At 69.3% G+C, this 24,353-nt stretch carries 23 protein-coding genes; 9 read left to right on the top strand and 14 right to left on the bottom strand.

The features are described 5' to 3' along the window. Positions 1–2: 2 nt before the first annotated feature. Positions 3–905, bottom strand: a complete 903-nt coding sequence (gene hemF / locus ACQW02_RS27025; protein ID WP_431283009.1) for an oxygen-dependent coproporphyrinogen oxidase — start codon at positions 903–905, stop codon at positions 3–5. A 262-nt stretch (positions 906–1,167) separates the two neighbouring features. Between hemF and petA the strand changes: the two genes are divergently transcribed. The 5 genes from petA (at position 1,168) to ACQW02_RS27000 (ending at position 6,060) form a co-directional block, all read left to right on the top strand. After that, positions 1,168–1,725 (top strand): ubiquinol-cytochrome c reductase iron-sulfur subunit, encoded by a 558-nt coding sequence (petA, locus tag ACQW02_RS27020; protein WP_431283008.1) that lies wholly within the window; start codon positions 1,168–1,170, stop codon positions 1,723–1,725. 13 nt (positions 1,726–1,738) lie between these two features. Further along, complete coding sequence (locus tag ACQW02_RS27015; protein ID WP_431283007.1) at positions 1,739–3,010, top strand: cytochrome b; 1,272 nt, start codon at positions 1,739–1,741, stop codon at positions 3,008–3,010. 2 nt (positions 3,011–3,012) lie between these two features. Next, on the top strand, positions 3,013–3,780 hold the full coding sequence (locus ACQW02_RS27010) for a cytochrome c1 (protein WP_431283006.1): 768 nt from the start codon (positions 3,013–3,015) through the stop codon (positions 3,778–3,780). Positions 3,781–3,851: 71 nt separating this feature from the next. After that, entirely contained in the window at positions 3,852–4,736 is an 885-nt protein-coding gene (locus ACQW02_RS27005) for an S-methyl-5'-thioadenosine phosphorylase (RefSeq protein WP_431283005.1), read from the top strand. Positions 4,737–4,878: 142 nt separating this feature from the next. Further along, the gene (locus ACQW02_RS27000; protein WP_431282423.1) at positions 4,879–6,060 is read left to right on the top strand and encodes an IS481 family transposase; all 1,182 of its coding nucleotides are present in this window, start codon (positions 4,879–4,881) and stop codon (positions 6,058–6,060) included. Positions 6,061–6,295: 235 nt separating this feature from the next. Here the strand turns inward: ACQW02_RS27000 and ACQW02_RS26995 are convergent, their stop codons facing one another. After that, complete coding sequence (locus ACQW02_RS26995; RefSeq protein ID WP_431283004.1) at positions 6,296–6,958, bottom strand: dienelactone hydrolase family protein; 663 nt, start codon at positions 6,956–6,958, stop codon at positions 6,296–6,298. 34 nt (positions 6,959–6,992) lie between these two features. Here ACQW02_RS26995 and ACQW02_RS26990 point away from each other — a divergent pair, with 34 nt between their 5' ends. Next, on the top strand, positions 6,993–7,178 hold the full coding sequence (locus ACQW02_RS26990) for a DUF4169 family protein (protein WP_431283003.1): 186 nt from the start codon (positions 6,993–6,995) through the stop codon (positions 7,176–7,178). Here the strand turns inward: ACQW02_RS26990 and ychF are convergent. From ychF to ACQW02_RS26970, 4 genes are all read right to left on the bottom strand, one after another. Then, a complete protein-coding gene (ychF, locus tag ACQW02_RS26985; protein ID WP_431283002.1) occupies positions 7,168–8,262 on the bottom strand; it encodes a redox-regulated ATPase YchF in 1,095 nt (364 codons plus the stop codon). The genes ACQW02_RS26990 and ychF overlap by 11 nt on opposite strands. 122 nt (positions 8,263–8,384) lie before the next feature. Beyond that, a complete protein-coding gene (locus ACQW02_RS26980; RefSeq protein WP_431283001.1) occupies positions 8,385–8,825 on the bottom strand; it encodes a hypothetical protein in 441 nt (146 codons plus the stop codon). Between the two features lie 208 nt (positions 8,826–9,033). Continuing rightward, positions 9,034–9,609 (bottom strand): aminoacyl-tRNA hydrolase, encoded by a 576-nt coding sequence (gene pth, locus ACQW02_RS26975; RefSeq protein ID WP_431283000.1) that lies wholly within the window; start codon positions 9,607–9,609, stop codon positions 9,034–9,036. Between the two features lie 51 nt (positions 9,610–9,660). After that, entirely contained in the window at positions 9,661–10,350 is a 690-nt protein-coding gene (locus ACQW02_RS26970) for a 50S ribosomal protein L25/general stress protein Ctc (protein WP_431285979.1), read from the bottom strand. A gap of 254 nt (positions 10,351–10,604) precedes the next feature. Between ACQW02_RS26970 and ACQW02_RS26965 the strand changes: the two genes are divergently transcribed. Beyond that, positions 10,605–13,253: a DUF2339 domain-containing protein gene (locus tag ACQW02_RS26965; RefSeq protein WP_431282999.1), complete on the top strand. Its 2,649-nt coding sequence runs from the start codon at positions 10,605–10,607 to the stop codon at positions 13,251–13,253. 3 nt (positions 13,254–13,256) lie between these two features. Here the strand turns inward: ACQW02_RS26965 and ACQW02_RS26960 are convergent, their stop codons facing one another. Both ACQW02_RS26960 and ACQW02_RS26955 read right to left on the bottom strand, forming a co-directional pair. Then, the gene (locus ACQW02_RS26960) at positions 13,257–14,600 is read right to left on the bottom strand and encodes a glutamate--cysteine ligase (RefSeq protein WP_431282998.1); all 1,344 of its coding nucleotides are present in this window, start codon (positions 14,598–14,600) and stop codon (positions 13,257–13,259) included. A 36-nt stretch (positions 14,601–14,636) separates the two neighbouring features. Beyond that, positions 14,637–15,365: a 16S rRNA (uracil(1498)-N(3))-methyltransferase gene (locus tag ACQW02_RS26955; protein WP_431282997.1), complete on the bottom strand. Its 729-nt coding sequence runs from the start codon at positions 15,363–15,365 to the stop codon at positions 14,637–14,639. A gap of 47 nt (positions 15,366–15,412) precedes the next feature. Here ACQW02_RS26955 and ubiA point away from each other — a divergent pair, with 47 nt between their 5' ends. Further along, positions 15,413–16,312, top strand: coding sequence for a 4-hydroxybenzoate octaprenyltransferase (gene ubiA / locus ACQW02_RS26950; RefSeq protein WP_431282996.1), 900 nt, complete (start codon positions 15,413–15,415; stop codon positions 16,310–16,312). Positions 16,313–16,356: 44 nt separating this feature from the next. After that, entirely contained in the window at positions 16,357–16,950 is a 594-nt protein-coding gene (locus ACQW02_RS26945; protein WP_431285978.1) for a class I SAM-dependent methyltransferase, read from the top strand. A gap of 100 nt (positions 16,951–17,050) precedes the next feature. On the opposite strand, the gene ACQW02_RS26940 is transcribed toward ACQW02_RS26945, so the two are convergent. The 6 genes from ACQW02_RS26940 to groL all read right to left on the bottom strand — a co-directional run bounded on the left by ACQW02_RS26940 (position 17,051) and on the right by groL (position 24,309). Then, positions 17,051–18,025, bottom strand: a complete 975-nt coding sequence (locus tag ACQW02_RS26940) for a Bug family tripartite tricarboxylate transporter substrate binding protein (protein ID WP_431282995.1) — start codon at positions 18,023–18,025, stop codon at positions 17,051–17,053. Positions 18,026–18,098: 73 nt separating this feature from the next. Then, complete coding sequence (locus ACQW02_RS26935) at positions 18,099–19,070, bottom strand: Bug family tripartite tricarboxylate transporter substrate binding protein (RefSeq protein ID WP_431282994.1); 972 nt, start codon at positions 19,068–19,070, stop codon at positions 18,099–18,101. A gap of 40 nt (positions 19,071–19,110) precedes the next feature. Continuing rightward, the gene (locus ACQW02_RS26930; protein ID WP_431282993.1) at positions 19,111–20,082 is read right to left on the bottom strand and encodes a Bug family tripartite tricarboxylate transporter substrate binding protein; all 972 of its coding nucleotides are present in this window, start codon (positions 20,080–20,082) and stop codon (positions 19,111–19,113) included. A gap of 60 nt (positions 20,083–20,142) precedes the next feature. After that, a complete protein-coding gene (locus tag ACQW02_RS26925; RefSeq protein ID WP_431282992.1) occupies positions 20,143–21,378 on the bottom strand; it encodes a c-type cytochrome in 1,236 nt (411 codons plus the stop codon). After that, entirely contained in the window at positions 21,372–22,547 is a 1,176-nt protein-coding gene (locus tag ACQW02_RS26920; protein ID WP_431282991.1) for an amidohydrolase family protein, read from the bottom strand. Before ACQW02_RS26920 ends, ACQW02_RS26925 begins: the two co-directional genes overlap by 7 nt. Positions 22,548–22,665: 118 nt before the next feature. Then, complete coding sequence (gene groL / locus ACQW02_RS26915; protein ID WP_431282990.1) at positions 22,666–24,309, bottom strand: chaperonin GroEL; 1,644 nt, start codon at positions 24,307–24,309, stop codon at positions 22,666–22,668. Positions 24,310–24,353 lie beyond the last annotated feature (44 nt).

Below are 24,353 nucleotides of genomic sequence, written 5' to 3'. Positions count from 1 at the left end.
GGTCAGGGCCACTTCACCTCGGGCGGCAGCGACATCAGGATCGCCTCCGTATTGCCGCCCGTCTTGAGCCCGAAAATGGTGCCGCGATCGTGGATCATGTTGAATTCGGCATAGCGGCCGCGCCGGACCAGTTGGTGTTCACGCTCGGCCGGGGTCCAGGCTTCGTGCATGCGGTTGCTGACCAGGCGGGGGTAGACCTCCAGGAACGCCTCCCCGACATCCTTGGTGAAAGCGAAGTGATTATCCAGCCGTGCGGGCGGCTCGTCACGACCGAGCCAGTCGTAGAAGATGCCGCCAAGCCCGCGCGGTTCGTTGCGATGCGGCAGGAAGAAGTACTCGTCGCACCACTTCTTGAATTTCGGATAGTAGTTCGGGTCGTGCTCGTCACAAGCGTGTTGGAAGGCGGCATGGAACTGCGCCGCATCGGCGATCATTTCGGGCGCCGCCATGTCCATCGGCGTGATGTCGCCGCCGCCGCCGAACCAGCCGCGATCGGTCACGATGAAGCGGGTGTTGAAATGCGCCGCCGCGACGCGGGGCGAACGCATATGCGCCACCAGCGACACGCCCGTCGCCATGAAGCGCGGATCCTCCGACGCCCCCGGGATCTGGGCGCGGAAGGCCGGGCTGAATTCGCCATGCACGGTGGAGACGTTGACGCCCACCTTCTCGAACACCCGCCCGCGCATCACGCTCATCACGCCGCCACCGCCCTCCGGCCGGGTCCAGGCGGTGCGCACGAAGCGGCCGGGGGGCATATCGGCGTGGGGGCCGCTGGCCAGCGCATCCTCGCAGGCCTCGAAGGCGGCACAGAGCCTGTCGCGCAGCGATTCGAACCAGGCGCGCGCGGCGGGGGCCAGCGGGTGGTCGGTCGGCGCGCGGGCGGAGGCGGGAGCATCGGTCATCGGCGGACCCTGCCCCGGTCCCTCGCGCTGGGCAAGGCGGCCCGGAATGGCGCTTTTCGCATGTAATACGCGTCATGGTGCGGTGCGACGGATGGACGGATCGGCAGGGCCTCCGTATATGCGGCGCGCCCGGAGTTGTTGTGGCGTATCATCGTGGTACGTCTTGCGTTCCGGGGCACGCGTCCCTGATCCGGCGGCGCATTTGGTCTCTCGGTGACGGTCGCAACAGGCGCCCCACCGCCAACAGGAACGGACATGGCCCATGGCTGACACGATGGCATCGCCACCGACCCACAGCGCGGGCGAAGCGGACACGCGGCGGGACTTCCTGAAGCTGGTCACCGTGGCCTTCGCCGCCGTTGGCGTCGGTGCCGTGGTGTGGCCCTTCATCTCCAGCATGAACCCCTCGCGCGACGTGTTGGCCCTGGCCTCCACCGACATCGACCTGGCGCCGATCGCGGTCGGCCAGGCGATCACGGTGATGTGGCGCGGCAAGCCGGTTTTCGTCCGCCACCGCTCGGCCGCGGAAATCGAGGCGGCGCGCGCCACCCCGATGGCCGACCTCAAGGATCCGATCGCCGACCAGTCGCGCACCCAGAAGCCGGAATGGCTGATCGTCGTCGGCGTCTGCACCCACCTTGGCTGCGTGCCGCTGGGCCAGAAGTCGACCGACGCGCGGGGCGAATACGGCGGCTGGTTCTGCCCCTGCCACGGCAGCCACTACGATACCTCGGGGCGTATCCGTAAGGGGCCGGCACCCTTGAACCTGGCCGTTCCCACCTACTCTTTCACCTCCGATACCAAAATCCGCGTCGGCTGAACGGAGACACGTCATGTCGATTGGGCTGCATAATTCCGAGATCAAGAATCCGGTGCTTCGCTGGGTGGACCAGCGTCTGCCGATCTTCACGATGCTCGAAAAGGAATACGGGAGCTTCCCGACCCCGAAGAACTTCAACTACTTCTGGAACTTCGGCGCGCTCGCCATGGTGACCCTGGCGATCATGATCGCCACCGGCATCTTCCTGGCGATGAACTATACCGCCCATACCAGCATGGCCTTCGACAGCGTCGAACGGATCATGCGCGACGTGAACTACGGCTGGCTGCTGCGCTATATTCACATGAACGGCGCGTCGATGTTCTTCATCGTCGTCTACATCCACATCTACCGCGGCCTGTACTACGGTTCGTACAAGACGCCGCGCGAATTGTTGTGGATCCTGGGCGTCGTGATCTTCCTGTTGATGATGGCGACGGCCTTCATGGGCTACGTGCTGCCCTGGGGCCAGATGTCCTTCTGGGGGGCCACGGTCATCACCAACCTGTTCTCGGCCTTCCCGCTGGTGGGCGAGTACATCGTGACCTGGCTCTGGGGCGGGTTCAGCGTCGACAACCCCACGCTCAACCGCTTCTTCTCCCTGCACTACCTGCTGCCCTTCGTGATCGCCGGCGTCGTGTTCCTGCACATCGCCGCCCTGCACATCACCGGCAGCAACAACCCGCTGGGTATCGAGCCGAAGGGGCCGCAGGACACCATCCCGTTCCACCCCTACTACACCATCAAGGACAGCTTCGGGATGGTGGTGTTCTTCATCTTCTTCGCCTTCCTGGTGTTCTTCGTGCCGAATTATTTGGGCCACCCGGACAACTACATCCCGGCGAACCCGCTGGTGACGCCGGCGCATATCGTGCCCGAATGGTACTTCCTGCCCTTCTACGCGGTGCTGCGCGCGGTGCCGGACAAGCTGGGCGGCGTGCTGCTGATGTTCGGCTCGATCGCCGTGCTCTTCGTGCTGCCCTGGCTCGATGGCTCGCCCGTGCGCTCCATGCGCTTCCGCCCGCTGGCGCGGCCGTTCTTCTTCGTCTGGTGCGTGGCCTTCCTGGTGCTCGGCTATGTCGGCGGCATGCCGGCCGAGGAGCCCTACGTCACCATCAGCCGGGTCGCGACCGCCTATTACTTCATGTACTTCCTGGTGATCCTGCCGCTGCTGGCGCGGCTGGAGCGGCCGTTGCCGCTGCCGGAAAGCATCAGCCGCCCTGTCCTGCGCGGGGGTGGGCCGCTGCCCGCCGGGGCCGCTGCCAAGCCGATGGAGAAGGCGTGATCATGCGGCATACCCTGAAGGCGGCGGCGCTGGCCGTTGCCGTCCTGCTCTCCCCGGCCGGCGCCCGCGCCGCCGGTGAGGCGATCCACCTGCCCGACATCCGCTTTTCCTTCGACGGGCTGTTCGGCACCTTCGACCGGGCCAGCGCGCAGCGCGGCGCCCAGGTCTACAAGGAAGTCTGCAGCAGCTGCCACGCGCTGCACCTGCTGTCCTACCGCAACCTGCGGGACATCGGGTTGTCGGAGGCCGATGTCGTCCGCTTCGCCGCCGCCTTCACGGTGACCGACGGCCCGAATGACGAAGGCGCGATGTACGAGCGCCCGGCCCGCCCGTCGGATCGGTTCCGCCGCCCCTACCCCAACGACAACGCCGCCCGCGCCGCCAACAACGGCGCGCTGCCGCCCGACCTGTCGGTGATGACCAAGGCGCGTGTCGGCGGTGCCGCCTATATCCATGCGCTACTGACCGGGTATCGCGACCCGCCGGCCGGCATGACGATGATGGAGGGGATGAACTACAACGCCTACTTCCCTGGCCATCAGATCGCGATGCCGAACGTGCTGAACCCGGACCAGGTGTCCTACGCCGACCACACCCCCGCCACCGTCGACCAGATGGCCCGCGATACCGCGACCTTCCTGGCCTGGGCGGCGGAGCCGGAGATGGAACAGCGCAAGGCGATGGGCGTGCGCATGATCCTGTTCCTGACCATCCTCGCCGGGCTGACCTATGCCGTGAAACGCAAGGTCTGGTCGAACCTGAAGCACTGAGGCCAGTCGGCTTTCCAGCTACCGGACGGCCGCCCCACCAGGGCGGCCGTTTTTTTATGGGGATTTCGCGCATGACCGACATCATCGAACCCGTCATCGGATTGCTCGGCGGTTCCGGCCTGTATGACATCGAGGGGCTGGAAAACCCCGAATGGCGCGACGTGGCCTCGCCCTTCGGCGCGCCGTCGGACCAGTTGCTGTTCGGACGCCTGGGCGGGGTGCGTTGCGTCTTCCTGCCGCGCCATGGCCGCGGGCATCGCATCCCGCCGTCGGAACTGAACTACCGCGCCAATATCGACGTGCTGAAGCGCGCCGGCGTGACCGAGATCCTGTCGCTATCGGCGGTCGGCAGCCTGAACGGCGACCTGGCCCCCGGCACCTTCGTGATCGTGGACCAGTTCATCGACCGCACTTTTGCGCGGCAGAAATCCTTCTTCACCACGGGCTGCGTCGCGCATGTGTCGGTCGCGCACCCGACCTGCCCGCGCCTGGGCGATGCGCTGGAAGCCGCGGCGCGGGAGATCGGCCTGCCGCACAAGCGCGGCGGCACCTACCTGGTGATGGAAGGCCCGCAGTTCTCGACCAAGGCGGAGAGCGAATTGTACCGCGCCTGGGGCTGCGACGTGATCGGCATGACCAACATGCCGGAGGCCAAACTCGCCCGTGAGGCCGAGATGTGCTACGCGACCGTCGCCATGGTCACCGATTTCGACTGCTGGCACCCCGACCACGACGCCGTCAGCGTCGAAGCGGTGGTGAAGGTTCTGCTGGGCAATGCCCATCGCGCCAAGGACCTGGTGCGCGCCGTGGTGCCGCGCCTGGCGGCCCCGCGCGGCCCCTGCCCCGCCGGCTGCGACCGGGCGCTGGAAATGGCGATCGTGACCGGCCCCGCCCATCGCGACCCGGCGCTGGTCGCGATGCTGGATGCCGTCGCGGGGCGCGTGCTGAACCGCTGAACGACGGGGGGCGTTGCGCCCTGGAGAGGGCTTCGCCCCCTTGTTCAGACCGGAGACATCCCTGACGCCTGTTCGGAGACATGCTTGACGCTTTTGGGCTTGGTTTCTCGGGAGAGGGACGATGCCCTGGAAGGCGTTATCTGTGATCGACACCCGTCGGGAGTTCGTCCGTCTGGCCAGCGTCGGCGATGTCAGCGTGGCGGCGTTATGCCGTCGCTTTGGCATCAGCCGGCAGAGCGGTTTCACCCTGTTGCGGCGTCACCGCGAGGTTGGCGATGCGGGCCTCGTGGAGCGCTCGCGCCGGCCGCACGACAGCCCCAGGCGGGTGGCGCCCGAGATCGAGGCGCAGCTGCTTGCCCTGCGCGCGGCGCACCCGCGCTGGGGCGGGCGCAAGCTGGCGCGGCGGCTGCGCGACCTGGGCGTGGAGGGGGTGCCGGCGCCATCGACGGTGACGCAGGTGCTGCGCCGTGCCGGCCAGATCGACCCGATCAAGGCCGAGCGGCATCGCGCCCTGACCCGCTTTGAACGCCCAGCCCCGAACGAGCTGTGGCAGATGGACTTCAAGGGCCACATCCCGGCCGGCAGCCGGCGCTGCCACCCGCTGACCGTGCTGGACGACCATTCGCGCTACGCCCTGGGCATCGCCGCCTGTGCTGGCGAGACGCTGATCGAGGTCCAGGGTCGGCTGACCGCGCTGTTCCGCCGCTATGGCCTGCCCGGCGCCATCCTGTGCGACAATGGCTCACCCTGGGGCGCCACGGGCCATACCGGCAGGCTGGCGGTGCAGCGCAGCGCCTTCGAGGTCTGGCTGATGCGGCTGGGCGTGGCGACCCTGCATGGGCGGCCGCGGCATCCGCAGACCCAAGGCAAGGACGAGCGGTTCCACCGCACGCTGGATGTGGAGGTGCTGCAGGGCCGGCGCTTCGCCGACCTGGACGACTGCCAGGCGGCGTTCAACGCCTGGCGGCCAGTCTACAACGAACAGCGCCCGCATGAGGCGCTGGGCATGGACGTGCCGGCGAGCCGCTACCGGCCCAGCAGCCAGGGCTTTCCCGAGGTGCTGCCGACGCCCGACTACTACCAGACCGACCTGGTGCGCCGGGTGCGGCCGAATGGCTGCTTCAAGCTGCATGGCAGGATGGTCGGGCTGTCGCAGGCCTTCGCCGGGCTGGACATCGCGCTGCGTGCGACGGGGCGGGATGGCGTGCTGAGCCTGCACTTCATGCGCTTCAGGCTGGGTGAGGTGGACATCACCGGGCCAGAAACGATAATCGGACCCGTCAGGGATGTCTCCGAACACCCGTCAAGCATCTCTCCGGTCTGAACACCCCCTCCAGACCTCCCCCACCAGGGGCAGCCGCCCCTGGACCGGCGGCGTTATTGGTAAAATGAAGAGAGGGGCGTCGCGGGCGGTCCATCGGCCGTGGCGGACCATGCCCCTCTCTTCATTTTACCAAATCCCGTGGGTTCCAAGGGGCCACGGCCCCTTGGTGGGGAGAGTTTGAGAGGGGCAAAGCCCCTTTCAAAGCGCCCCCCCCGCCCGCTCTTCAGCAGCCTTGTCAGGCCAGGTGCTTGGCCAGGAAGCCCAGCGTCCGCGCCTCGGCCACGCGGGCGTCGGCCTTCACGTAGCTGCCGCGTTCGTTGCAGGAAAAGCCGTGACCGGCGCCTTCGTAGACGAAGATCTCGATCCCCGGCTGCGCCTTCTGGATCGCCTCGACATCCTTCATCGGGATGGAGGTGTCCTGGTCGCCGAAATGCAGTTGCACCGGGCAATTCGGCACGGCGTCCTTGGTCACGACGATGCCGCCGCCGTAGTAGCCGACCGCGGCCTTGAAGCCGGTCATGCGCGTCGCACCCCACCAGGCGACGGTGCCGCCCCAGCAATAGCCGACGATCCCATGCGGCACGGCCGGCGGCAGATGGGCCTTGGCGGCGGCGATATCGGCCAGGGTGCCGGCTTCCGGCACCGCCGCGCGCAGCGTGCGACCGCGGGCCACGTCATCGGGGGTGTAGCCGAGTTCCACCCCACGGGCGACGCGGTCGAACAGCGCCGGGACCACGACGCGATAGCCTTGGGCGGCGAACATCGCGGCCAGGTTCTTCATGTGGTGGTTGACGCCAAAAATCTCCTGCACGAGCACCAGCGCGTGCTTGGCATTCGCCGGCCCATCGACCCAGGCGGTCAGCGAATGGCCATCGGTGGCAGTCAGATCGATGTTCATGGCACCCCTCCAAGTTGCGGTGATATGCTGGCGCATGGCCGAGATCGTCAACCTCAACCGGGTGCGCAAGCAGAAGTCCCGCGCGGCCGCCACCGAACAGGCGGCGGCGAACCGGGTGAAGCACGGCCGGACCCTGGCCGAACGCGCGCGGGATGCCGAGGAAACCCGCGCGCGGGAACGCCTGCTGGATGGCGCGCGCCAGGAACCGCCTAAACGTTGAAGCGGAACAGCATCACGTCGCCATCGCGGACGATGTATTGCTTGCCCTCGATCCGCAGCTTGCCGGCCTCTCGCGCACCCTGTTCGCCGCCCAGCGCCACGTAGTCGTCATAGGCCACCGTCTCGGCCGCGATGAAGCCGCGTTCGAAATCGCCATGGATCACGCCGGCCGCCTGGGGCGCGGTCATGCCCTTGATGATGGTCCAGGCCCGCGCCTCCTTCGGGCCGCAGGTGAAGTAGGTGATGAGGCCCAGCAATTCGTAGCCGGCACGGATCACGCGATCGAGCCCGCTGTCCGGCAGGCCCAGGCTTTCCAGGAATTCGGCGCGGTCGGTCGGGGCCATCTGGCTGATCTCGGCCTCGATCGCAGCGCTGACCACGACGGCGCCGGCGCCTTCGCGGGCGGCCATTTCGAACACGCGGGCGGATGTTGCGTTGCCGGTGGCGGCGGAGGCTTCCTCCACGTTGCAAACATACAGCACGGGCTTGGCGGTCATCAGCCCAAGCTTGGCCGCCGCCGCAACATCGGCCGGCGCGATGGCGGTGCGGGCAGGCTTGCCCTCGGTCAGCGCGGCCATGATCGGCTCCATCAGCGCGACCAGGGCGGCCGAATCCTTGTCGCCGCCCTTGGCCTTCTTCTGCAGCGGCGGCAGGCGTCGTTCCAGGCTGTCGAGATCGGCCAGCATGAGTTCGGTTTCCACCGTCTCGGCATCGCGGACCGGGTCCACGCTGCCTTCGACATGGGTGACGTCGTCATCCTCGAAACAGCGCAGGACGTGGACGATGGCGTCCACCTCACGGATATTGGCCAGGAACTGGTTGCCCAGACCCTCGCCCTTGGAGGCACCGCGCACCAGGCCGGCGATATCGACGAATTCCAGGCTGGTCGGGACGGTCTTCTGGCTGTGGCCGATCTTGGTCAGCGTATCCAGGCGCGGGTCCGGCACCGCGACGCGGCCGACATTCGGTTCGATGGTGCAGAAGGGGTAGTTCGCCGCCTGGGCGGCGGCGGTTGCCGTCAGCGCGTTGAAAAGGGTGGACTTGCCGACATTCGGCAGGCCCACGATGCCGCAGTTGAAGCCCATGGCGGGACACGACCTTTTGGTGAGGCGCGGGCCGACCGGTGCGACCGGCGCGCGGATGGGGGCCCCGATTGGCTCGGGACCCGTGAATGACGCGGTCCCTCTAGCCTGGATCGTGCCCGGCGTCAGCCGCCTTCGAGCACCGCCGCCACCTGCTGCGCGATGGCGCTGGCGGCGATCCGCGCCGAGGCATCATCCGTCGGCAGCGCCAGCGCCGCCGCCCGCAGCGGGGCCGCCAGCGGCGCGGCCGGCATGCCCACGCGCTTGGCGGCGGCAAAAATCCGCGCGGCCCGTGCGGCGGCATCGCCGCGGTGGGTGACGGCGTCCGCGACCTCAAGCAGCAGGGCCGCCCGCAGCGCCGCATCGGCCGCGGCGCCCTGGATCAGGCCATGGCGGCGGATGTCGCTGGTGATGCCGGCGGCAGCGGCGGCCGACAGGCCTGCGGCGGCGGTCGCCATGGTCGCGGCTTCCTTCGCGACGCCCGCCGACAGGGCGGCGGCGGCGTTCAGCCAGTCTTCGGACCCGGGGCCGCCGACGTCAGGCAGGTCGTCCTGTTCCATGTCCATGAATATCGCGCCTCCGGGCGCATGTGTGTCTGAGGATGGCGCGCCACCGGCGCGAGTGCGGCCACGCGAAAGCCGCATGGAAGTCGTATTGGCGCGGGACGCCTCGTTGATGGACGTGGTCGCGGCGGCGTCCGGGCAACAGTGCATTGGGACGACGTAGAACAAATCGCCTTTTCGTTGCGGTTTGTCCAGCAATGATTGTGGCGTCTCAGCCCGTGGCTGGCGCCAGGAAGGCGACACGGGTCATGAAGGCCTCGGGGTTGCCTTCCGCCAGCAGGGGGCAGGCGTCGGCGATGGCGTCCAGTAGCGGTGGCACCCAGGTATCCACCTTGGCGAAATCGCCCAGCACATGGCCCGTCACGCGGTCCTTGTGGCCCGGGTGCCCGATGCCGATCCGCACGCGGTAGAAATCCGGGCTGCCCAGGGCGCGCTGCATGTCGCGCAAGCCATTGTGCCCGGCGGCCCCCCCGCCGCGTTTGACCCGCACCCGGCCCGGGGCCAGGTCCAGTTCGTCGTGGAAGGCCGTGATGGCCTCGGGCTCGATCTTGTGGAAGGCGGCGGCCGGCTGCACCGCATTGCCGCTGCCGTTCATGTAGGTCTGCGGCATCAGCAGCAGGACGCGCTGTCCGGCGATGCTGCCATCGGCCAGCAGGCCGCGGAATTTCTGGCGCCAGGGGGAAAAGCGATGGCGGCGGGCAATCGCCTCCAGCGCCATGAAACCGATGTTGTGCCGTTGCCGCGCGTATTCCGGCCCTGGATTGCCGAGGCCGACCCAAAGCAGCATGGCCCACTCCAAGACCCGGCGCGGGGGAGACCCCCCCGCGCCGGGCAAAAATTACTTCTTCTTGGCGGGTGCCGCAGGAGCCGCTGCCGCGGCCTTGGCCGGAGCAGCCTTGGCCTTGCCCTTGCCCTTGGCGGGTTCGGGGGCGGGCGGCGGCGGGGCCAGGTCGGCGTCCACGGTCGGTGCGGCGATCGAGGCCACCATGAAGTCGCGGCCCTGGATGATGGACTTGGCGCCCATCATGTCCTTGATCGCGGACAGGCGCAGCTGCGCGCCGATTGCGGCTTCGGCCACGTCGATGACGAAGGCTTCGGGCACGTTCGCCGGTTCGGCCAGCACTTCGATTTCACGACGCACGACGTTCAGCACGCCGCCGGCCTTGAGGCCCGGGGAGGTCGCTTCGTTTTCGAAGGTGACGGGCACCTTGACCTTGATGCGGGCGCCGGGGGCCAGGCGCTGGAAGTCCACGTGCAGCGGACGATCCGTCACGGGGTGGAACTGCACCTCGCGCATCAGCACGCGTTCGGTGGTGCCGCCCGCGACCTCGATGTCATACAGGTGCGACTGCCAGCCGCCCTTGTGCAATTCCTTCATCACGTCGCGCGGGTCGAGCGAAACGAGGGTGGACGCCAGTTTGGCGCCGTAGATCACGCCGGGAACCTGTCCCGTCCGTCGTGTTGCGCGCGCCGCCCCCTTGCCGGCCTGCTCGCGCGCCACGGCGGGGATCCGATAGACCTGGACCATGTCCGCATACTCCTGTGGGTGTTTGTCGAGAGGTTGCTGTTCGCCCGTCACGGGTGGTTCCCTGTTCGGGAATGGATCCACAGCGTTCGGGGCCGCCGGCCTCCAGGGGTGCCGGCGTCGGGGGGCATTAGCGGCAGGGTCGGTCACTGGCAAGCGCAATTGGCTTGTGGCGCGGGTTCCAGTGAAGCGAACGTGTTCGCAGCGCGCTTTTGTAACCTTGACGCAATGGGTAGCGACGGAGAAGGCTCCGGCCCATGGAATTCGCCATCACCCTCGGTCTTCTGGCGTTGCTTGGATGGCTGCTGGGTGTGATCGGCTTCTTCCGCGCCGGCAGCGCCCTGGCCGACGTGCGCCGCCTGCGGCTGGAGTTGCAGGAAGCCCAGGCCCATACCGGCCCGACGATCATGCCAGCGCCGCCGCCGGTGGCCGATGCGATGAAACCGGCCCCAGCGCCCGAGACGGCGGCGCCCGAGACGGCGGCGCCCGTCGTGGAAACCGCGCCACCGATCGACAACCTGCCCGAAGACGTCGCAACCGCAACGCCGGGGGCCGCCATGCCAGCCCCCGCGCCGGCACCCCAGCGGCGCAAAAGCCTGGAAGAAACCCTGACCCAGCGGCTCGGCCTCTGGGTCGGCGCCGCCGCGCTGTTGCTCGCCGCGATCTTCCTGGTCCGTATCGGGATCGAGGAAGGCTGGCTGGGCCCGGCCCCGCGCACGGTCATGGCAGCCCTGCTCGGTCTCGCGCTGATCGCGATGGCCGAAAAGTTGCGCGGGCATCCGCCAGCCGGGGCCTCGGCGGATCTGGCCCCCGCGGCCCTGGCATCGGGTGGCGTCGCCGCGTTGTTCGGCGCCACCTACGCCGCCGGGCCGCTGTATGCGCTGGTGCCGCCGCCGCTGGACTTTGTGCTGCTGGGCCTGGCCGGATTGGCGGGCATGCTTCTGGCGCTGCGCTACGGCCCGTTTGTCGGCGTGGTCGGGCTGGTGGGTGCCTATGTGACCCCGGCGCTGGTCCAGTCCACCGACCCGTTCCTGCCGGGGCTTTATGCCTATCTACTGGCGGTGACGGCGGCGGCGGCCTTTGTCGTGCGCTACACCGCCTGGACGCCGCTCGGCGCGATGGCGGCGCTTGGGGCTGCTTTTTGGGTCGCGGCCGGCAGCCAGACCGGCACGCCCGATGCCGATTGGGTGCCCGCCCTGTTCGCCCCGGCCGCCACCGCCGTGCTGCTTTTTGCTTTGCCGCGCGGCGTCGGCGCGGTCGCGGCTGGGCGCATGGTCGCCGCCTGGGCGGTGCTGGCGCCCGGCGTCGCGCTGCTGCCGATCCCGGGGCTGGTCGAACCATCGTTGCTCTGGGCCGGCGGCACTGCCATCGCGGCCCTGTGCCTGGTGGCGATCCTGCGGGCGCAATCCGAACCGGGGCTGGTCCGCCTGCCCTGGTTCGCCGCCGCCATCGCCCTGGTGGCGCTGGCGCTTTGGCCGCTGCCCGAATGGTCGCCCACCGGGGAAGTCGTGGCGATCGAGGGTGCCACCGTCGCCTTCTTCGCCGGCGACTGGGCGCCCGAACCCTTGCGCCCCTTCCTCGGCTGGCTCGCCGGGCTGGCGGCCCTGCATTTTGCCGCCGCCTTCCTGCTGGCCGGCCGCGCCGGGCGCCCGCCCGGTTGGGCGGGGCTGGGTGCGGCGGTGCCGGTGCTGTTGCTGCTGATCGGCTTCGGCCGGGTGCGGCATTTCCAGGCCGATCCGACCTGGGCCTGCTTCGGGGTCGCCCTGGCCGCCCTGCTGGTCTTTGCCTGCACGCGGGCGATGCGGCGGGGCGATGTGGCGCAGGCCGGGGAATGGGCGGCGGGCGCCGTCGGCGCGCTGGCGCTGGCGGCCGGGATGCTGCTGACCGACCAATGGCTGTCGGCGGCCCTGGGGCTGCTGTTGCCGGCGCTGGCCTGGATCGAACGGCGCACGGGTGTCACCGCCCTGCGTCCGATCGCCGCGACCCTGGCGGTGGCCGTGCTGGTGCGGCTGGTGCTGAACCCCTCGGTCACCGGGTATGACGTCGGCACGACACCGGTCTTCAACGGGCTGGCGGTCGCCTATCTGGTGCCCGCCATCTCGGCGGCGCTGGCGGCAAGGATGTTCGCCACCGAGGACACCGCCGTCACCTGCCTGCGCGCCGTGTCGCTGATCGCCGCGATCGCCGGTGTGCTGGTGCTGATCCGGCACGGCATGACCGGGCGGCTGGACGACCGCGACCCGGGTTTTGCCGAATTGGCGGCCTATTGCGCGGCGCTGTGGATCCTGGCGGCGGGGCTGGCCGCGCTCTATGCGCGCCGGCCGCTATGGGTGCGGGGTTTCGTCCTGGCCTGGCTGGGGGCCGCCGCGCTGATCCTGCTGACCGGGCTGGTGGTGCTGAACCCCGGGGTGACCGATGTGAAACTGCTCGGCGGGACGGTCGTCTGGAACCCGCTGCTCGCGGCCTATGCCGTGCCGGGCGTGCTGGCGGGGCTGGCGGCCGCGCTGATGCCGGCCGGCGGGCGCCCGCGCCGCTGGCTGGCGCAATGGCTGGGCGGTGTTGCGCTGCTGGCCGGGCTGGTCTGGGTGACGTTGGAAGTGCGGCGGGGCTGGCATGGCGCCCGCGTCGCCTTGGACGCGGTCGATTTCACCGCATCGGAGCATTGGGCCGTGTCCGGCGGCTGGCTGGCCCTGGCGCTGACCCTGTTCGGCATCGGGCTGGCCAGCGGGCGGCGGGGACCGCGCCTGGCCGCACTGGCCGTGATGGGGGCCGCGACCATCAAGGTGTTCATCGTCGACACGGCCGAATTGGACGGGCTGTGGCGCGTGTTGTCGCTGCTCGGCCTGGGCCTCGCGTTGATCGGCCTGGGCGCTGCCTACCGCCGCTTCGTCGCCGTCAAGGTGTAGGGGTCACACCGCCGCTTCGGCAAAAATCCGCGAGACATCGCCGCCCCACACCGTCTCGTAGCGGCGCAGCCAGACATCGGCCTGGGTTTCCCCGCTCGCCACGATCGCGTCCAGCGGCGCCAGCAACCCGGCCTCGTCCCGCCCGCGGGCCACAAGCCCATCGCGGGCGATGGCCAGGACATCGCGCGCCACGTCGCGCAGCGACCGGCCGCGGATGGTCGCCGTCAGGGCCTGGCGCGGCACCGCGGCGCGCAGCCCGCGCGCTTCTTCCAAACTCCAGTCGCGCACCAGCGCCGCCGCTGCCTTCTGGGCCGCATCGTCATACAACAGCCCGGTCCACAGCGCGGATTGCGCCACCATCATCGCGGGCGACCCGGCATCCGCGCCGCGCATCTCCAAAAACCGCTTCAGCCGCACGTCCGTAAAGACGGTGGTCACATGATCCGCCCAATCGCCCATGGTCGCCGTGACGCCGGGGTGCCCCGGCAGGCCATGCGCCATGAAGTGCCGGAAACTGACCCCGGTCGCATCGACGAAGGCACCGTCGCGCATGACGAAATACATCGGCACGTCGAGCACGTATTCGGCAAACCGCTCGAACCCAAAGCCGTCTTCCCAGACGCAGGCGGGGATGCCGGTGCGGTCGGGGTCGGTCTCGGTCCAGACCTTGCCGCGCAGGGTGCGGAAGCCGGAGGGCTTGCCCTCCAGGAAGGGCGAATTGGCGAAGAGCGCCGTCGCCAGCGGCTGCAAGGCCAGCGACAGGCGGAGCTTTTCCGCCATGTCCGCCTCATCGCCAAAATCCAGGTTCACCTGCACGGTGCAGGTGCGCAGCATCATGTCGAGCCCCATGGCCCCGACCCGCGGCATGTAGCCGCGCATGATCGCGTAGCGCGACTTCGGCATCCAGGGCATCCGGTCCTGCGTTTGCAGCGGATGAAAGCCCAAGGGCGCGAAGCCGATCCCCATCGGCCCCGCGACGGCGCGGGTTTCCGCCAGATGCGCGTCCAGTTCCGCCGCCGTGTCGTGCAGGTCGACCAAGGGACCGCCCGACAATTCGAACTGCCCGCCGGGTTCGAGCGAGACCGAGGCGCCGTCCTTCTTCAACCCGATGATGCGGCCGGCATCGAGAATCGGCTCCCAGCCCTGCGGCAAAAAGCCTTCAAGGATCGCGCGGATGCCGTCGGGTTCGTAGGCGGGCGGCGACAGGTCGCTGTGCCGGAAACCGAATTTCTCGTGCTCGGTGCCGATGCGCCAATCCGCGCGGGGCTTGCTGCCCTCGGCAAACCATTGCGCCAGTTGGCGCGTCGAAGAGATCGGCGTGAGGTCGGCCTCGCCGGGATTGGACATCGGGTGTTTCCGTCAAAGGGTACGGCGACCGAGGCCTCAAGGGCCGGATGCGTCGCCCGCCAGGGCCTGCATCACGGCAAGGGCCGCAACCACCGCCGTGTCCGCCCGCAGGATGCGGGGGCCGAGGCTTGTTGGCACAACAAAGGCACGACGGGTCATGTCGTCAAGTTCGGCCCCGGCAAACCCGCCCTCCGGCCCGACCAGCAGGGCCAGCGGCGGGCGGCGGCCGGCCAGGGCCGTGGGCAGCGGCGCCGCCCCGGCCCGTTCGGCGCCCACCAGCAGCGGCGTGGCATCCCAGCCATCCAGCAGGCGATGCAGCGGCATCGGCTCGGCGATGGCGGGCACGTCCAGGCGTTCGCTCTGTTCGGCGGCTTCCCGTGCGATGGCCCGCAGGCGGTCGGTGTTCAAGCGGTCGGGAACGCTGCGCAGGCAGAAGACCGGCGCAATGCTGGCGACGCCCAATTCGGTCGCTTTCTGGACCGCCCATTCCATCGCATCGCGCTTCAGCACCGCGACCACGAGTCGGATATCTACCGCCGCCGCCGGGGCGCGCAGCCTGGCGCCCAGGGTGAAGGCGATGCGATCCTTCCGCACCGCGGCGATGGTCGCGGCGAATTCACCATCCCGCGCGTTGAACAGCAGCAGCGGGTCGCCAGGCCCCCGCCGCAGCACCGACCCGAAATACCGCGCGGCGGCTTCATCGCCCGGCACCTCGGCCCCGGTCGCGAGGGGCTGGTCGCAATGCAGGCGCGGGATCGTGGTCATGGCGCGGCTGTGGCATGGAGGATGGGCATGGCGGAGATACTACAGCGATGACCGCGCATACCGACATCCGTGCCGAGGGCTGGGTCGCCAGCCTGCCGGCCATTGCCCGCCCCTATGCGCTGCTGATGCGGCTGGACCGGCCGATCGGGTCCTGGCTGCTGTTCCTGCCAGGGCCATGGGCCTTTGCGCTGGCGGCACCGAACTGGGCGACGGGGCTTTGGCTGACCCTGCTGTTCGGCCTGGGTGCCGTGGTGATGCGCGGCGCAGGCTGCGTGGTGAACGATCTGTGGGACCGGGATCTGGACCGGCAGGTGGCACGCACGGCGGGGCGGCCCCTGGCCTCCGGCGCGATACGCCCGCGCCAGGCGCTGGTGTTCGTCATCGGGCTGGGGCTGCTGGGGCTTGTCATCCTGCTGCAACTGCCTTGGGTGGCGATCCTGCTGGGCGTCGCGTCGCTGATCCCGATCGCGCTCTATCCGCTGGCCAAGCGATTCCTGAACTTCCCGCAGGCGGTGCTGGGGGTGGTGTTCTCCTGGGCGGCGCCGATGGGCTGGGCCAGTGCGACGGGGGGGCTGGAGCCTGCGGCATGGGTGCTCTGGGCCGCCGGGTTTTGCTGGATCCTGGGGTACGACACGATCTACGCGCATCAGGACCGGGAGGATGATGCGATGGTCGGCATCCGGTCCTCGGCGCTGACCCTGGGGGACCGCACGCGGCCGTTCCTGGTCGGGTGCTACGCCGCCACGCTGGCGCTTCTGGCGCTGGCCGGCTGGCTCGCGGGGGTCGGGCCGTGGTTCTGGCCGGCGCTGATCCTGCCGGCCTGGCTGCTGGCGCGACAAATCCTGCTGCTGGACATCGCCGACCCGGCCCTATGCCTGGCCCTGTTCAAATCGAACCGCGAGGTCGGCATCGCCATCGCCCTGGCCTGCCTGGCCGGGCGCCTGTGACCGAGGCTTTTGTCGCGGCCCATACGGCCATCGCCCGCACCCCGATGGTGCCGGAGATCGCGCTGTACCTGGCGACCGAGATCACCCCGATCTGGCAAGCGACCGAGGCCTGGCTGGAACGCACCGGCATCGCCCCGCCCTATTGGGCTTTTGGGTGGCCGGGTAGCCAGGCCTTGGCGCGGCTGATCCTGGATGACCCCACAGTGGTGCGCGGCAAGCGCGTGCTGGACTTCGCCGCGGGCGGCGGCCTTGCCGCCATCGCCGCGGCGCAGGCGGGCGCCGCATCGGTCGATGCCGCGGAAATCGACCCCATCGCCCTGGCCGCCTGCCGGCTGAACGCGGCGCTGAACGATGTCGCCATCGGCACCGACCCCGGCGACGTCCTGGCCATGCCCGCGCGTTGGGATGTGATCATCGCCGGCGACGTTTGCTACGAGGCACCGATGGCCGCCCGCGTCATGGCCTGGCTGCGCGCGGCGGCGGCCGGGGGGGCCATTGTGCTGCTGGCCGACCCTGGCCGGGCCTATGTGCCCAAGGCGGGGCTGGTCGAAATGCGGCGCTTTATCGTGCCGACGACACGGGAATTGGAAGATCGTGACGCGCGGGAGGTCACGATCTTCCAGGTCGTGGCGGTCTAGACCGCGATGCGTTCGCATTCGCTCACGCATCACGGTCTAGCTTGTTGTTTTGTCGCGTGATTCAGCCCTGCGGCGCATACGCGCCTACGGCCATCACGCTTTAGGCGCCTTCCGGCTTCACGCCGCTCGCCCGCACGATCTCGGCGATGCGGGTCCGCTGTTCGCGCAGGTAGGTGTGGAAGGCTGGCTGCGTCATGACCAGCGGGATCACCCCGGCCGAGGCCATGCGGGTGATCATCGCCGGATCGGCCAGCGCCGCGGTGATGATGGCGTTCATGCGCGCCACGATCGGCGCCGGGATATTCGCCGGGCCCATCAGCCCGCCCCAGGACACCATGTCGAAATCGGGCACGCCCTGTTCCTGGATGGTGGGGATGTCGTTCGCAAAGGGCCAGCGCGTCGCCGTGGTGACACCCAGCGCCCGCACCGCCCCGCTGCGCGCCGTGCCGATGATGCCGGGCAGGGTGTCGAAGACCACCTGGATCTGGCCGCTCATCAGATCGGCCAGCGCGGGGGCCGAACCGCGATAGGGCACGTGCACCATCTCGACCCCGGTGCGCATCATGAACAGCACGCCGTTCAGGTGGTTGCTGCCACCCGCCCCCGCCGAGCCGAAATTCACCCGGCCCGGATTGGCGCGGCAATAGGCGATGAATTCCTGCACATTATTCGCCGGCAGGCCCGGCGTGCAGGCCATCAGGCTGGTGCTGCCGGAAAAACTGGCGATGGCGGTGAAGTCGTCCACGCCCTCATACCCCGGGTTGGCGAAGAGCAAGGGTCCGCCCAGGTGGCTCGACCCGCTGCCCAGCATGACGGTGTAGCCGTCGGGGGCGGATTGCGCGACGAAGGCGGTGCCGATGGTGCCGCCGGCGCCGGAGCGGTTGTCCACCACCACCGGCACGCCAAGGCCTTCGGACAGCGCCTGCGCCATCAAGCGCCCGATGATGTCGCTGGCCCCGCCAGGCGGGAAGGGCACGACGTAGCGGATCGGCCGGTTGGGCCAGGGGGCCTGTGCGAGGGCCGGGGCCGCCAGGATGGAGGCCCCCAGAAGTGGCAGGGCGCGGCGACGGATCATACGATACATTCCTCAAGCTCGGTTGCGGCAGCCTGCCGCCATGGGGCCGGTGCAAGCAAGGCGCGTTCCAAACTCAACCGTCCGGCTTCGCGCCGCTGGCCCGCACGATGGCGGCGATCTTGGCCCTGTCCTCGCGGATGAAGGCATGGAAGTCGGGTTGGCTCATGCGCAAGGGATAGGCCCCGGCCGATTGCAGCCTGGCGGCCAGGGCGGGTTCCGTCAGCGCCGCGTTCAGGATGCCGTGCATCCGCGCGACGATGGGGGCGGGAATGCCCAGCGGCCCCATCAGCCCCGACCAGAACTGCACGTCGTAATCGGGCACGCCCTGTTCCTGGATGCTCGGGATGTCCGGCGCCAGCGGCCAGCGTGCGGCGGTGGTGACGCCGAGCGCCTTCACCGACCCGGCCCGCACCGCGCCGATGATGCCGGGGAAGCTGTCGAAGACGACCTGGATATTGCCGCCCATCAGGTCGGCCAGTGCAGGCGCCGCACCGCGATAGGGCACATGCACCATCTCGACCCCCGTCCGCATCATGAAGAGCACGGCATTGAGGTGATTGCCGCCGCCCGCGCCGGCGGAGCCGAAATTCACCTGGCCCGGACGGGCGCGGCAATAGGCGATGAACTCCTGGACCGTATTCACCCCAAGCCGCGGATTGACCGCCATGATGCTGGTGCTGGTGGAGAAGGTGGCGATGGCCGAAAAATCGTCCACGCCCTCATACCCCGGGTTGGCGAAGAGCAATGGTCCGCCGAGGTGGCTCGACCCGCTGCCCAGCATGACCGTGTAGCCATCGGGGGCGGATTGCGCGACGAAGGCCGTGCCGATGGTGCCGCCGGCCCCCGCGCGGTTGTCCACCACGACCGGCACGCCCAGGCCGTCCGACAGCGCCTGCGCCATCAGGCGGCCGACGATGTCGCTGGTGCCACCCGGCGGGAAGGGCACGACGTAGCGCAGCGGGCGGTTCGGGAAGCCATCCTGCGCCAAGGCGGGGGCTGCGAGCAGCGAGGCGCCGGCCAGGGCAAGCGCATGGCGACGGTTCATGGGGGGGTGGTCCTGGATCTTGGGCAAGGCTGGCGCCACGTCACGCCTCCGGCTTCACGCCGCTGGCGCGGACGATCGCCGCGATCCGCGTGCGCTGTTCGCGCACATAGGCGTGGAAGGCGGGCTGGGTCATCGGCAGCGGCACCAGGCCGACATTGTTCAGCCGTGCCTGCGCGGCGGGATCGGCCAGGGCCGCGTTCACCACCGCATGCATGCGGGCCACGATCGGTTCCGGAATGCCGACGGGGCCGACAAGCCCGAACCAGGAGGGCATGTCGAAATCGGGCACGCCCTGTTCCTGGATGCTGGGGATATCCGGCGCCAGCGGCCAGCGCCCGGCATTGGTCACGCCAAGCGCACGGACCGAACCGCTGCGCGCGGCACCGATCGCCCCGGGCAGCGTGTCGAACACCACCTGCACCTGGCCGGCCATCAGGTCGGCCAGCGCGGGGGCCGATCCGCGATAGGGCACATGCACCATCTCGACCCCCGTGCGCATCATGAACAGCACGGCGTTGAGGTGATTGCTGCCGCCCGCCCCGGCGGAGCCAAAATTCACCCGGCCCGGATTGGCGCGGCAATAGGCGATGAACTCCTGCACATTGGTCACCGGCAGGCCCGGCGTGCAGGCCATCAGGCTGGTGGTCGCGGCGAAGCTGGCGATGGCGGTGAAATCATCCACGCCCTCAAACCCTGGATTGGCGAAGAGCAGCGGTCCGCCAAGATGGAACGACGCATTGCCCACCATCACCGTATGCCCATCGGGCGGGGATTGCGCGACAAAGGCCGTGCCGATGGTCCCGCCCGCGCCGGGCCGGTTTTCCACGACGACCGGCGCGCCAAGCCCGTCCGACAGCGTCTGCGCGATCAGCCGCGCGGTGATATCGGCCGCCCCGCCAGGGGTCACCGGGACGACGAAGCGGATCGGCCGGTTCGGCCAGGGCGCCTGCGCCAAGGCGGGGGCGGCGAGCAGGGATGCCCCCAGCAGGGATAGCGTGCGACGGCGGATCATGGCGGGCTGCTCCGGGGCTGTCTCCGCCCCGGTGGCTTGCAAACCCTGTTCCAGGCTGGGCTATCGTGTCGCTTGCCCAAGGAAACGCATCAGCGCCGCCAGATCCTCGGGGTTTTCGAGCCGTTGCATCGGCATGGTGGTGCCCGGCGTCACGATGTCCGGCCCGCGGGTGAACAGGTCGGCGACGGTGTCGGGTGTCCAGACGATGTCACCCTGGGCCAGCCGTGGCGAGAAGGCATAGCCCGGCAGGCTGCCCATGCGGCGGCCGAAGATGCCGTGCAGGCTGGGGCCGGCCAGATTGCCGCCGCCTGGTGTTACCGCATGGCAGGCGGCACAGGCGCGAAAGACCCGCGCGCCATCGGGGTCGAGGCCGGCCTGCTCGGCCGGTGCCGCATCATCCGGGCCAAGCGGCGACAAATGCCGGCCCGTGGCCACATCCCAGGCCCGCACGCGCCGGTCGGCGCCGCCGGTCCATAATGTCGCGCCATCCGGGGCGAAAGCCACGGACCAGACCGGCAGGCCGGGGCCTTCCAGTACGCGCAACAGCCGCCCCGCCGCGATGTCATACAGCGCCACATTGCCACCGAGCGACGCCGCCGCCAGCACGCCATTCGCCGCCGACAGCGCCACCACCGGACGCCCGCTGTCGGCCAGGACGCGTTCGCCGCCTTCACCGGTGAGGACCCGCACCGTGCCATCCACCCCCGAGACCGCCAATGCGCCACCGGGCAGTGCCGCCAAGGCCGTGCGCGGCAGGCCGTATTCTGCGATCACGGTGCCCTCTGGCCACAGCCGCAGCGTGCCGTCGAAACCGGCCGAGACCAGCGCGCCGTCGCGGAAGGCGACGGCATTGACCGGCCCCTGGTGCGCTTCGAACACCGTCGCCCGGCCCTGGTGCCACAGCCGCACCGACCCATCCCAGCCCGCCGAGGCCAGCCGCCCATCGGCGGCCGCGGCCAGGCCCGCGATCGGGGCGGTGTGCCCTTCCAGCACCCGTGCCGGTTCGCGATCAGGATTTTGCAGCGACCAGAGGGCGATGCGCCCGTCCTCGCCGGCACTGGCCAGCATGCCGTCGGGCAGCATGGCCAGCGCGTTCACGCCGCCAGCGTGCCAACGCAGCACGCGGCGCGCGGTGCCGGCGACAGGATCCCACAGGATCACGGCGGAATCGAAGCCCGCGCTGGCCAGGGTGCCGGGGGTGGTCGCCAAGGCGCGGACAGGCCCGCCATGCGCCGGCGCGTCCTGCGCCGCCGCGGGCAGGGCCAGCAGCAGCAGGACGGCCAGGGGCCTCAGCACAACGCGTTATCGCGGGCGACGACGCGCCCGCCGGCGATGACCAGGCGGCGCTTCGGCTGGCCGACCACGGCCTGGGCGATGGTTTCGGCATCGACCAGCACCGCTTCCGCCCGCGCGCCCACCGCCAGGCCGTGGTTGGCGAAGCCGCAGCCCAGCGCGGCGGACCCGGTCACGCAGTCCAGCGCCATGGCGATCTGGTCGTCACGGCGGAAATCGTTCTTCAGCCCGATCAGCATGGCCCGGGTCAGCATGTCTGGGCTGCCATAGGGGGTCCAGGTGTCGCGGACGCCATCATTGCCGCCAAAGATGGTGACGCCAGCGGCACGGCAGGCGGCGACCGGCGGCACGTTGCGCGACGGCGGCGCCGTGGTCGCGATCGCCACCCCGGCACGCGCCAGCATCGCCAGCAACGCCGCCTGGCGGGCGGGTGCCACATCGCCCAGGCAGAAGGCGTGGCTGACCACGACACGCCCGCCCATGGACAGGGCCTGGGTGCGTTCGGCGATCAGTTCGAGCGAGAAAGCGCCAAGCTCGCCCGGTTCATGCAGATGCACATCGACCGGCCGGCTGAACCGTTCAGCCAGGCCAAAGATCGCATCCAGGTGGCCCTTTGGGTCACGCTCGATACCGGACGGGTCGAGGCCGCCGACGATATCCGCGCCATCGGCCATCGCCTGCACCATCAGGTCAAACGTGCCAGGGCGCCCGAGCATCCCCGATTGCGGAAAGGCGATGACCTGGATGTCCTGCACCCCCGCCCGGTCCTGCCGCAACGCCAGCAGCGCATGCAGATGGGACAGCCCGATTTCCGTGTCCACATCGGCGAAACTGCGGATGCGCGTGGTGCCGAGCGCCAAAAAGTCATCGGCCAGGCGCCGCGCCTGGCGCAGCGGGTCCAGGCCGAGCGCGCGGCGCTGGTGGCGTTCGTTCTCGATGCGGTCGGTCAGCAGCGGGCCGCATTCATTGACATACCAACCCATGCCCCAAAGCGATTTGTCGAGGTGGGTATGACCCTCGATCAAGCCGGGCAGCAGCAGCGCGCCATGGCCGTTTTCGCTGGTCGGCGCGGTCAGCCCGGGGCCGAAGGCGGCGAAGCGCCCGTCCTCGATCAACACATCCGTGGGCGCGCCACCCAGGGGTCGGACGTTGTGCAGCAGCAAGGCGGTCATGCGGGGCATCCCGAAGCGTGATGCCGGCAGGTTCGCGCTTGTGCCGCGGCAAAACAAGAAGGGCGGCCCGTTGCCGGACCGCCCCCCTGTCGAACGCTGATCTCCGAAAGTCGGAAGATCAGAAGTCCATGTCGCCCATGCCGCCCATGCCGCCGCCGCCGCCAGACGGCGGGGCCTTCTTCTCGGGACGCTCGGCGACCATCGCCTCGGTCGTGATCAGAAGCGACGCGACCGAAGCCGCATCCTGCAGCGCCGTGCGCACGACCTTGGTCGGGTCGATGATGCCGGCCGCGACCAGGTCCTTGTAGGCGCCGGTCTGGGCGTCGTAGCCGTAGACGTAGGTGCTGTCGCGGAGGACCTCACCAGCGATCACGGCGCCATCCTGGCCGGCGTTGGCGGCGATCTGCTTCAAGGGCACCTGGATGGCGCGCTTGATGATGTCCACACCGACCTGCTGGTCGTGGTTGGCCACCTTGATCGACTCCAGGTTCTGCGAAGCGCGGAGCAGGGCAACGCCGCCGCCCGGCACGATGCCTTCCTGAACCGCGGCGCGGGTCGCATGCAGCGCGTCGTCGACGCGATCCTTGCGCTCCTTGACTTCCACTTCCGTGGAGCCGCCGACGCGGATGACGGCGACGCCACCGGCCAGCTTCGCCAGGCGTTCCTGCAGCTTCTCACGGTCGTAGTCCGAGGTGGTCTCCTCGATCTGCGCCTTGATCTGCTCGCAACGACCCGTGATGGCATCCTTTTCGCCGGAGCCGTCGATGATCGTGGTGTTCTCCTTCTCGATCCGCACGGACTTGGCGCGGCCGAGCATGGCGAGGGTCACGTTCTCGAGCTTGATGCCGAGGTCTTCGGAGATGACTTCGCCACCGGTCAGGATCGCGATGTCTTCCAGCATCGCCTTGCGACGATCGCCGAAGCCAGGGGCCTTCACGGCCGCGACCTTCAGACCGCCGCGCAGCTTGTTGACGACGAGCGTGGCCAGGGCCTCACCCTCAACGTCTTCGGCCACGATCACCAGCGGGCGACCGGACTGAACGATGGCTTCCAGCAGCGGCAGCATCGGCTGCAGGCTGGAGAGCTTCTTCTCGTTGATGAGGATGTACGGGTTTTCCATCTCCGCAATCATCTTCTCCGCATTCGTGATGAAATACGGGGAGACGTAGCCGCGGTCGAACTGCATGCCTTCGACGACATCGAGCTCGGTCTGGATGGACTTGGCTTCCTCGACGGTGATGACACCCTCGTTGCCGACCTTTTCCATCGCCTTGGCGATCATTTCGCCGATCTCGGTCTCACCGTTGGCGGAGAGCGTGCCAACCTGCGCGACTTCGGCGGACGTCGTGATCTTGCGGGTCTTCTGCTCGAGCTCGGCGACAACCGAGGCCACGGCGAGGTCGATGCCGCGCTTCAGGTCCATCGGGTTCATGCCGGCGGCAACGGCCTTGCAGCCCTCGCGGATGATGGCCTGGGCCAGCACGGTCGCCGTCGTCGTGCCGTCGCCGGCCGTGTCGTTGGTCTTCGAGGCCACTTCGCGCACCATCTGGGCGCCCATGTTCTCGAACTTGTCGGCCAGTTCGATTTCCTTGGCGACCGTCACACCGTCCTTGGTGATGCGGGGCGCGCCGAAGGACTTGTCGAGGACCACGTTGCGGCCCTTGGGGCCCAGGGTCACCTTGACCGCATCGGCCAGGATGTCCACGCCGCGCAGCATGCGTTCACGCGCATTCGCGCCGAACTTAACGTCTTTGGCAGCCATGTTGCTGTCTCCTGAAAAGGTTGGGTCTTGAGAAGAAAGGCTGG

Source organism: Humitalea sp. 24SJ18S-53 (genome assembly GCF_050632385.1).
GTDB lineage: Bacteria > Pseudomonadota > Alphaproteobacteria > Acetobacterales > Acetobacteraceae > Humitalea.
This window is presented reverse-complemented; position numbering and strand designations above follow the sequence as displayed.